12 protein-coding genes, 1 tRNA gene and 1 pseudogene are annotated in these 9,788 nt (G+C 32.2%); 8 read left to right on the forward strand and 6 right to left on the reverse strand.

What is annotated here, in order from left to right; genetic code table 11:
- Window positions 1-8 precede the first annotated feature (8 nt).
- The 4 genes from ACNQGN_RS14155 to ACNQGN_RS14170 form a co-directional block, all read right to left on the reverse strand.
- Window positions 9-1,127, reverse strand: coding sequence for a vWA domain-containing protein (locus tag ACNQGN_RS14155; RefSeq protein ID WP_417988479.1), 1,119 nt, complete (start codon window positions 1,125-1,127; stop codon window positions 9-11).
- A gap of 106 nt (window positions 1,128-1,233) precedes the next feature.
- Window positions 1,234-1,617: a YchJ family protein gene (locus ACNQGN_RS14160; protein ID WP_417988480.1), complete on the reverse strand. Its 384-nt coding sequence runs from the start codon at window positions 1,615-1,617 to the stop codon at window positions 1,234-1,236.
- A gap of 17 nt (window positions 1,618-1,634) precedes the next feature.
- Window positions 1,635-1,877, reverse strand: coding sequence for a hypothetical protein (locus ACNQGN_RS14165; protein WP_417988481.1), 243 nt, complete (start codon window positions 1,875-1,877; stop codon window positions 1,635-1,637).
- A gap of 12 nt (window positions 1,878-1,889) precedes the next feature.
- Window positions 1,890-2,042 (reverse strand): hypothetical protein, encoded by a 153-nt coding sequence (locus tag ACNQGN_RS14170; RefSeq protein ID WP_417988482.1) that lies wholly within the window; start codon window positions 2,040-2,042, stop codon window positions 1,890-1,892.
- Window positions 2,043-2,413: 371 nt separating this feature from the next.
- Here ACNQGN_RS14170 and ACNQGN_RS14175 point away from each other — a divergent pair, with 371 nt between their 5' ends.
- On the forward strand, window positions 2,414-5,254 hold the full coding sequence (locus ACNQGN_RS14175) for a PAS domain S-box protein (protein ID WP_417988483.1): 2,841 nt from the start codon (window positions 2,414-2,416) through the stop codon (window positions 5,252-5,254).
- Window positions 5,251-5,646 carry a response regulator gene (locus ACNQGN_RS14180; RefSeq protein WP_417988484.1) on the forward strand — a complete coding sequence of 132 codons (396 nt, stop codon included), beginning with the start codon at window positions 5,251-5,253 and terminating at the stop codon, window positions 5,644-5,646. The genes ACNQGN_RS14175 and ACNQGN_RS14180 overlap by 4 nt, the downstream gene beginning before the upstream one ends.
- On the opposite strand, the gene ACNQGN_RS14185 is transcribed toward ACNQGN_RS14180, so the two are convergent.
- On the reverse strand, window positions 5,643-6,188 hold the full coding sequence (locus ACNQGN_RS14185; RefSeq protein ID WP_417988485.1) for a hypothetical protein: 546 nt from the start codon (window positions 6,186-6,188) through the stop codon (window positions 5,643-5,645). The two genes, ACNQGN_RS14180 and ACNQGN_RS14185, sit on opposite strands and share 4 nt — an antisense overlap.
- 91 nt (window positions 6,189-6,279) lie before the next feature.
- On the opposite strand from ACNQGN_RS14185, the gene ACNQGN_RS14190 reads away from it, so the two are divergent.
- The 6 genes and pseudogenes from ACNQGN_RS14190 to ACNQGN_RS14215 all read left to right on the forward strand — a co-directional run bounded on the left by ACNQGN_RS14190 (window position 6,280) and on the right by ACNQGN_RS14215 (window position 9,324).
- On the forward strand, window positions 6,280-6,525 hold the full coding sequence (locus tag ACNQGN_RS14190) for a hypothetical protein (RefSeq protein WP_035672083.1): 246 nt from the start codon (window positions 6,280-6,282) through the stop codon (window positions 6,523-6,525).
- A 175-nt stretch (window positions 6,526-6,700) separates the two neighbouring features.
- Window positions 6,701-7,141 (forward strand): KTSC domain-containing protein, encoded by a 441-nt coding sequence (locus tag ACNQGN_RS14195; RefSeq protein WP_416852750.1) that lies wholly within the window; start codon window positions 6,701-6,703, stop codon window positions 7,139-7,141.
- Between the two features lie 175 nt (window positions 7,142-7,316).
- Window positions 7,317-7,547: a hypothetical protein gene (locus ACNQGN_RS14200; RefSeq protein WP_417988486.1), complete on the forward strand. Its 231-nt coding sequence runs from the start codon at window positions 7,317-7,319 to the stop codon at window positions 7,545-7,547.
- A gap of 344 nt (window positions 7,548-7,891) precedes the next feature.
- A complete protein-coding gene (locus ACNQGN_RS14205) occupies window positions 7,892-8,662 on the forward strand; it encodes a DUF4369 domain-containing protein (RefSeq protein WP_417988487.1) in 771 nt (256 codons plus the stop codon).
- An 18-nt stretch (window positions 8,663-8,680) separates the two neighbouring features.
- Window positions 8,681-9,067: pseudogene (locus ACNQGN_RS14210) on the forward strand (TlpA family protein disulfide reductase); the annotation flags it as partial.
- Window positions 9,068-9,240: 173 nt separating this feature from the next.
- Window positions 9,241-9,324 (forward strand) — tRNA-Tyr (locus ACNQGN_RS14215).
- Between the two features lie 164 nt (window positions 9,325-9,488).
- Here the strand turns inward: ACNQGN_RS14215 and ACNQGN_RS14220 are convergent.
- Window positions 9,489-9,788 (reverse strand): transposase (locus tag ACNQGN_RS14220; protein ID WP_417988488.1); only part of this gene is annotated, 300 nt, incomplete at its 5' end.

A 9,788-nucleotide genomic window follows, 5' to 3' on the forward strand; every position in this document is an offset into this window, starting at 1 on the left:
TTATTGCTTTATTTTATTCTTTTTTTACGATTCGTTTCATAATCTTCAAAAATCATTTCGCCAAGTCCTTTTAATCCAGTGTAAAATGCTTTTCCTTGATTGGCTTCGGTAAACCGATTTACAAATTGCTGTAAATAGGGATCATTAGCAATCATAAAGGTTGTTATTGGAATGTGTAATTTTCGAGCTTGTTGCGCCTGATTATAGCATTTATCGACAATATATTCGTCAAGTCCATTACTGTTCATATAATAAGAGCCATCTTTTTCCCGAACGCAACTAGGCTTCCCGTCGGTAATCATAAAAATTTGCTTATTCGTGTTTCGTTTTCGACGCAAAATATCCATAGCCAGTTGCAAGCCTGCAACAGTATTGGTGTGATACGGTCCCACTTTCAAGTACGGCAGATCCCTTATAGCTATCGTCCAGGCATCATTCCCAAAAACAAGAATGTCTAAAGTATCTTTTGGATAACGCGTCGTAATTAGCTCGGCAAGAGCCATTGCTACTTTTTTAGCAGGTGTAATTCGGTCTTCGCCATACAAAATCATACTGTGGCTGATGTCAATCATCAAAACCGTACTCATTTGAGATTTATACTGCGTTTCTTCGACAACTAAATCATTTTCGGTCAACATAAAATCTGCTACGCCATTATTGACTTGGGCATTACGCAAACTTTCGGTTAAAGAGATTCGTTCCAAACCATCACCAAAATGAAATTCCCGAAATTCACCGGTATGTTCATCTCCAGTTCCTGAATGTTTCGTTTTGTGATTGCCACTTCCAGAACGTTTTAAATTGCCAAAAATAATATCCAGTGCTTGCTGGCGAATAGCCCGTTCCGTTTTGGCAGTAATACCAATTCCTGAAGTTCCATCCTCCTTAAGTTCATCACGGATGTAGCCTTTTTTCTTTAAATCTTCAATAAAATCATCAATGGTATACTTTTCATCCGTCAGATTGTATTCTTTATCCAATTCACGCAACCAATTTATTGCTTCCTCAAAATCTCCCGAAGTATGTGTGATCAATTCTTTAAAAATAGTAAAGAGCTTATCAAACGGAGACTGGAATGGGGCTTCGTATTGCTTAAAATAAAATCCTTTTTTTGCGTCATTTTTCATAGACTTTAAAATTACATCATTTTAAAATGCAGTCCAGACAAACGTTTATTAATTTTTAGTTAAAAACATGAAGGCATGATTACCCTAGATTATAGTACAAAGAAAACTAATTAAAAAATTTTCCGTCAACATAAAACCAGCTTCCGTTTTCAAGTTTGAAAGTAGAAAGTTCGTGATGAATATGTTTTTGAAGTTTGCTATCCAAAAAATAGGCTTTGAATTCCACTGTAGTAGCTGTCACAGCATTAATTTCTAATTGAAGCCATTGATTGGTGGTTGCCCAATTTAGAATTTCGGATTTAGAATGGTATTTCCTTTCAGAAATATGGGTTGTTGCTACTAAATAGTCAACTTCATGTGTTGCATAAGCTGAATACCTCGAACGCATTAGGGCTTCAGCTGTTAGGGCTTTTTGAATACCTTTTATAAGGGGAGCGCAACAGTCCTGAAAAATTTCTTGAGAACCGCAGTAGCATTTTTTTTCAATCATTTTATAATAGAAAAATTTTAAATTGCATCGGTTACTTGTCCGTCAAGCCCAATAATTTTTTGATGCAATTGATTCAATAATACTTGATACTTACTTATCTCTATTAAATCTTCATCTTCTTCGGCAAAGTCAAGTAATTCATCCAGTTCCTCACTAACTTCAACTAATTTATTACTCGCCTCTCTGGCATTTTTTTCAGCAATAAAATCAATTATTTCCTGAACACCACTTTTTACTTCACTAAATTTATTTTTTTCCATGATGCTCTTTTTTTAATTATTATCTAATGGTTTATTTTCATTGAATTTCTTTACAATTTGTTTCAATTTTTCCTTTCGCAGAATTTCAGCTTGTTTTACTTTATCCTGCGCTTTATGCAATTTATCGTTGTGCTTTTTTATATTTCTTTCGTTATTTCTGCTCATTGTCTTTTCTATTTAATTCTTAAATCAGTTATTTGATTCAGCAAACTACTGCAAAGTTCGGTTTATTTATTGAAATTTAATTTTTTTTTAATTTGATAATTTATTTCTTTTAAGCAATAGCCAATTTAATTTAGGTCAGCCATGCTTCTAATTCTATTTTAAAATTCTGCACGAGTTAGCTATTTTTTTCAATTATCAGTTTTTATCCTAAATCAGGATATCCAATAAGTATTATTTATGAGAAAAAAACATTTTAACTAATTAAAAATTAAAGATTTAGCTATACTAATAAAATATTATGGTTCTAAATTATTTTTTAATACATTTATTTCAAAATAATTAAGCTTTGCCAATCCTGCCAAATAGTATAAATGGAGAACAAAAAACACCCTAAATTCATCAGTTGGTTCTTAAACCGGCCAAAAACTACAGGGTTCTTCACGTTCCTATTATTAAGCTATATTGCAGGTTTTATTGTCTCGCAACAGTATCGACTCATAAAAGAAGACGAACAGCGGGAAATGAATAACATTCTTCATGTTGTACATCAAAACATTGAGCAATCACTTAAAAACTGTTACACAACCACCTTAACATTAGCACTAACAATCAATGACAAAGGCGTCCCTGAAAATTTTGATTATGTAGGCAAAAAACTGATGGAATCAAATTCCAGTATTAGTGCTGTTCAATTAGTTCCAAATGGGGTGATAAAGTATATTTATCCAATGAAAGGCAATGAACCAGCGATGAACTTAGACCTTTTAACCTCACCTCATCTCAAAAAAGAAGCTTTAAAATCAGTTGCAACTCAAAAGATGTATTTTGCTGGCCCGTTAAAGTTAAAGCAAGGCGGAATGGGAATTGTAGGTAGATTTCCCGTTTTCAGGAATAATAAGTTTTGGGGATTTTCAGCTGTTGTTATTAAATTAGAAACTTTTTTAAAATCTTCAGGAATCAAAAACACAGATGATTCAAAATATTACTTCCAGTTTTCAAAATATATCCCTGAAGAGCAAAAAGAAATTTTCTACTTAAAAAACAAAACCGATTTTTCAAAAAAATATAATATAGCTACGACGATACAGGATAGCGACTGGAAGCTATACCTAATATCCAAGCACCAAAATTATCTCTATTCTCAAATTGTAATTCCCGCAATTATAGGATTTATTTTAGCCGCACTTTTTGGCGTTTTGATCTATATCCTATTGAAAATTCCTGAAGAATTACAATCTTTAGTAAACACACAATCAAAAAAACTGTTGAAGTCAGAGATAATGTTTGGAGCCATTTTTGATCAGGCAGCTGTAGGAATTGCCTATATAGATTCATTTTCCGGCAACTTTATTGAAATTAATAAACAGTATTGCCACCTGTTAGGGTATTCCCATCAGGAAATGAAAGAGAAAAATTTTCAATCCGTTACACATCCCGATGATTTAGAAGAAGATTTAATGAATTTAGAAAAACTGAGAAAAGGAGAGATTAGGTCCTATTCTTTGGAAAAAAGATATATCACAAAGTCCGGCAATATAGTTTGGATAAACCTTACCGTTTCCCCACTTTGGAAAATAAATGAAAAGGTAACCTCTCATATTGCAATTGTAGAAGACATTACGCTAAAAAAAGAAACGGAAGAATTAATCAAAAAAACAGAAACGCGATTTAAAAGTTTGTTTGATGACTCGCCTCTACCTCTGAGAGAAGAAGACTTTTCTGAAGTAAAAAAGTACCTGGAGGAGTTAAATCTAACCAATGAAAACAAAGAAATAGTTGCTAACTACTTATACAGCCATCCAGATGTCGTTACTAAATGCAACTCATTAGTTAAAGTAATCAATGTCAATAATGCTTGTCTTAAGCTCCACAAGGTAAAGACCAAGGAAGAACTAATAAATACCAACTCCAATCTGCTTGATTTCAAATCTACAGCTGATTTCATCAAGCATTTAATCGCAATTACTCAGGGTAAAAAACAATTTAGTATCTACTCCAGAATAAAAAATGCTGAAGGAGAATATCGTGATGTTAATTTAAGATGGAATGTAATTCGGGGCTATCGGAAAACATTTGAACGAATTATCGTTTCAACAGAGGACATTACCGAACGAAGGGCCACCGAAATAATTATCCTCGACACCAAAAAAAGGGTAGAATCGCTAATTAACACCATAGACGGAATTGTTTGGGAGTGTGATGTAAAAACCTTTAGTTTTTCTTTTATCAGTAAAAAAGTAGAATATATATTGGGATATACCCCAGAGGAATGGCTGGCAAATCCTACTTTTTGGGCAGACCATATTTATCAGGAAGACAAAGAATGGGTTCAAAATTATTGTAAGGTTAAAACGGATGCTAATTTAAATCATGATTTTGAATATCGAATGGTTGCCAAGAACGGAACAGTCGTTTGGCTACGAGATATCGTAAATATCGTCTTTGAGAATGGTAAAGCAGTAAGTTTACGTGGTATTATGATTGATATTTCTAAAACTAAAGAAGCCGAAAAAGATTTAAATAATTCCTTCAATTTAGTCACTGAACAAAATAAAAGGCTCCTCAATTTCTCTTACATTGTTTCCCATAATTTAAGATCTCATACCAGTAACATTGCATCTATTATGGATTTAATAGAATCTTCTGAATCAGAGGAAGAAAAAGAACAGATGATCCAATTATTAAAATCGGTCTCCAATTCCCTAAATGAGACAATGCTTCACCTGAACGAAGTAATAAACATTCGAACCAATTTAGGATTAGTCTCCGAACCTTTAAACTTGCAAAAATACATTGACAGAGTCCAAAATGTACTTTGCGAACAAATAGCATCAAAAGAGGTTTCCATTTCTACAATTATCACGAATGATGTAATGATCCGTTACAATCCCGCCTATCTGGAAAGCATTCTTTATAATATTATATCTAACTCCATTCGATACAGTCATCCGCAGCGCAAACCAATTATAATAATAAAATGGTTTATGGAAAACGATCTAAAAGTACTTCAAATTTCCGATAACGGAGTTGGGATTGACCTTGTTAGAAATGCCGATAAGATTTTCGGCATGTACAAAACATTCAGTAACAATGCTGATTCGAAAGGAATTGGCCTTTTTATAACAAAAAATCAAATTGATGCCATGGGTGGAAATATAACCGTGGAAAGTGAACCTAACATAGGAACGACATTTAAAATTTATATTCAATGACAAAAAAAAGAATCTGGGTAGTAGACGATGATGCTATTTACCAAATCATAGTTAATAAAATAATTCAACGATCAGAAATGTTTTCAGCAATTTCCTCTTTCAAAAATGGAAAGGATGCCATAGACGCTGTACATAATTCGATAGAAAACAATAAATTGTTTCCTGATATAATTTTATTAGATATTAATATGCCAATTATGGATGGCTGGGAATTCATGGAAGAAATGGCTTCATTGAAAACTCAAATAAGCCAACAAATCACGATTTATATCGTAAGCTCCTCCATTGCTGTAGAAGACAAAAACAAATCAAAAACGTATCCTGATATCTTAGGCTATTTATCAAAACCGATCACAACAGAGGACTTAGTACTGATTGCTTCAAATGATTAAACTATTTGTCTCTTTATTTCTTCTAAAGTTTTATTGGTAAAAATAAGTTCATTTACTATTTGTTGACGCAAAACATCTAAATCGTCATAATCAAAATACTTAGCCCATGAAGTCAGGTTCAGTAAATTCCGAATTTGTTTGATTCTTTTTGTCGTTTCAAAACTAGTCCGCAGTATGGCTTTATTGTCGTATTTCGGATTATTTTTATGCTGGTAATTGACTGTGTTTTTTATATAATTTGCCTCTATATAATACAACTCTTCAATTGCATTATCCGCGTAAAAATCAACCCAGGAAGCAAAACCCAGTTTTATTTTAGACCCGGTTTCGGGATCCAAAGGTTCTAAACGCCATTTGCTATTGGCCAACCTTCCCCAGTGATTAGATAAACGATACATTCCTGCTTTAGTATAGTAATATTTACTTCCGGATTTACTGTCATATTGAAGTTCTAATCCATTTATGCGATCTAAAGGCTCTTCTCGAAAGACGCAAAATGTATTTTTGAAGGAATTGGGGCTGGGACGAAATATTTTTTCCATTAAACAAAGGTAATCAGAAACTCTAAAACATAGTAAGACAAGTAATATTTGATTAACTTTGCCAACTAGAATTATTATAAATAAATTGATTATGACCAAAGCTTCTGAAGAAAGAATGTTACAAAAAGGTGTTTACACCGGAATTATGGAAAAAGATGAAAACAACAATTTCTTTTGTGGTGAATATCTTTTAGACTATAAAATGGCACAAAAACATACTGTTGGTGATTGGATTACAATAAAATCAATAATTGAAAATCCAAGCGATATCAGTTATAACAAATATCCAAAAAAGTCTAAAAATTTCGACAAAGCCAATAATAAACCACAACAATAGTCCATCTCCAGCATCCTTTTTTAACAAAAAAAACAGAATTCAGTTTCTTTTTTTTTGAATATTTTTTTGTCACAAACTAAAAATTTAAAAAAAAGTGTACCTTTGCAAAAAAATTGTCGATTTTGAAATCAAATTATATTGATTTTATGGTAAAAGACAAGTAGTTACCTTATTTATGAAAAAAATAGTTGAATACCGCAAACTACTAAATGTAGACAAAACTGCTGAGCTTAAAGAATTAAAAACGATTTATCGTAATGCGATGAAAGAAGCGCATCCTGACAAATTTCAAGGAGATGATGAAGGATTAAAAGCTGCAGAGGAAAACAGTAAAAAAATTATTGAAGCTTATCATTTTTTGGTAAGTATCAACCCTGAAACTCTTAAACAAAACTTACCTGAATATACTGAAACAATTGCAACTGCAACAATTTCAGATTACAAATTCGTTGAAGGCAGATTGATTATCAATTTTTCAAATGGAAGCGTTTACGAATACATCAGTGTTCCTAAAGCAACTTATGTAAAAATGGTTAATGCTGATTCTCCTGGGAGATTTGCAAAAAGACACATCCTTAATTCTTTTACATGGAGAAAAACAATCAATCAAGATTAATTTTTCTAAAAGAATACAAACACTTAAGCATCCTTTAAAAGGGTGCTTTTTTATTTTCACCTCTTTTAATAGCTGTTTTTTTCTTACAAAATACAAAACAATAAATAAATTCCTACTGTTTTATAAACTTGTTTTTTAGTACTTTTGCAATTGTAAAAAAAAACTGAAATTTATCATGAAAGATCCATGCATATTATACAAATCACAATATAAGAAGGCAAAAGAAACACTTGATATCCTACAGCAGCAAAAATCTAAAATAGATAGTAATCTAAAATCTGACCCTATTTGTTCTAATCTACACCAAGAGTTAAGGAGAATAAATCTAGACATAAAAATTACCATCAATGAGCTGGAGCATGCTGAAAATGACATTGTTAAATGTGAAGTAAAATACAATTCTTAAATAAAATAGTAGTGAATTATTTAAATTTTATACTTTTTAAAAATTCCGCCTACTTTACTTCAAAACTACAATTTCAGATTATACACTACCGCAATCGAAAAAAATTCAGTATTGAATTGAATAGCATTGCTGTCAAAAAATTTCGCCACTTCTTTTTAATAAACCACACCCTTAATTAAAGGAATAGAACCTGTCCAAATTATTGAATAAAATGCGTGCAAATTAGACACAGTGCACTGCCTAATTAAGAATGAAAAATTATAACAAAAATTTAGGTTCGAAAATTATTTATAATTTATAATTTTAAATACTTTTGCACACTTAACTTAATTAACTAATTAATAATGAAAAAAATAATTTTATTACTTTCGGCTACTGTTGTTTTAATCTCTTGTAGCAAAGTTGGCAAAGATGAATACATCATTTCAGGGACTGCAACAGGAATTGAAAATGGTAAAACAATAATTCTGGAAACACAGAATGAAACTGGAATGGTTGCTATCGATACTGTAAAAGTTGAAAATGGTAAATTTGAAATTAAAGGAAAAGTAACTGAACCATCTTTCCATACTTTACAACTTGAAGGCGCACAGGCAAAAATCCCTTTTATATTAGAAACAGGTGAAATTGCAATTGCAATCAATAAAGACAGCATCCCTAAATCTAAGGTTTCAGGAACTTATAATAATGAAGAATACGTTACCTTCAATGAGGAAATCACTAAAGTTCAAAAGAAATTAATTGATTTTCAAACTAAAAACATGCAAGCAATGAATACTGCTCAGCAAACTAAAGATACTTTAGTTATCAATGGATTGATGAAAGAGTTTTCAAAACTTCAAGAAGAAGTTGGTACTGCTTCAAAAGCTAAATATGTAGCTTATGCTGAAACGCACCCAAAATCATTTATTTCTGCTTTAATCATTCAAGGGATGCTTAATGACCCAAGTACGGATCTTGCAAAATCTGAAAAATTATACAACGGTTTAGAGGAGTCATTAAAAAACACAAAACCAGGTAAAGCAATTAAAACCAAACTTGCTGAAATGAAATCACCAAGTGTAGGAGCTACTTCTGCTGTACCGTCTCCAGCTCCAGCTGCTGAAACGAAATGAAGAGCCGATTTTTCAGGTCCTAATCCTGAAGGAAAGGTAATTTCTCTGAAGGAATGCTTAGGAAAGGTTACAATCGTAGATTTTTGGGCTTCTTGGTGTGGTCCTTGTCGAAGAGAAAACCCTAATGTTGTTGCCATTTACAAAGAATTGCATTCTAAAGGGCTTAACATTGTTGGCGTATCTTTAGATAAAGATGCTAAGGCTTGGAAAGATGCTATTGCAAAAGATAAATTAACATGGTATCAAGTTTCAAATTTAAAATTTTGGGATGAACCTATAGCCGCACAATATAAAGTAACATCAATTCCTGCTACTTTTATTCTTGATGCTTCAGGAAATGTAGTCGCAAAAGATTTAAGAGGTGATGAATTAAGAGCCAAAATTATAGAGCTTTTAGCAAAATAAGCCGCTTCAATTGAATAAAACAAAAAATCTCCCTAGTGGAGATTTTTTTATTTTATTCAATACCAATACTTTAAAAATAATACTAAAATTAAGTGTAAATATAGTTTGGAAACTTCGAAACAGTTTATATATTTGCACCCGGTTAGCACGATAAGCAATGCTTATTGAGTCTTGGGGAGATACTCAAGCGGCCAACGAGGGCAGACTGTAAATCTGCTGTGTAAACTTCGCAGGTTCGAATCCTGCTCTCCCCACCAAAAGGGTAAAAGAAGCAAAAAGGCAACTTTTTCAATCTTTTCAAAAACCCGCAAAAAACGTGGTAAAACCTGCAAATCCAAGGATTCGCAGGTTTTTTTGTTTTAAAGCACTTTTCAATATTTATAAAAACGGATCAGTCCTAAAACCTGTGGGGAAGCAATAATTAAGCATAAATGTTAGTTAGCCTAAAAAGGAAAAATGCAACGTTTCTAACACCCCTGAATTTTGATCTGAATGCTTTTATTTTAGCATTGAAAGATTCTGCCGAAGCATTGGTACTTCTGTTGTTAAAATAGTTTAATATGGTTTGATAATGATTCTCTATAGATCTTGAGACTGTATTAAAGGACTTGAAACCGGATTGATTTACTTTCTCATGCCATTTAGCTAACCTTGAGAGCCCTATAATTTTATCCGTTACATTCTCGAAGATATTTCTCAAATCTTGAGCTAAATCGTACGC

Origin of the sequence: Flavobacterium rhamnosi, assembly GCF_048286515.1 — a bacterium.
GTDB lineage: Bacteria > Bacteroidota > Bacteroidia > Flavobacteriales > Flavobacteriaceae > Flavobacterium.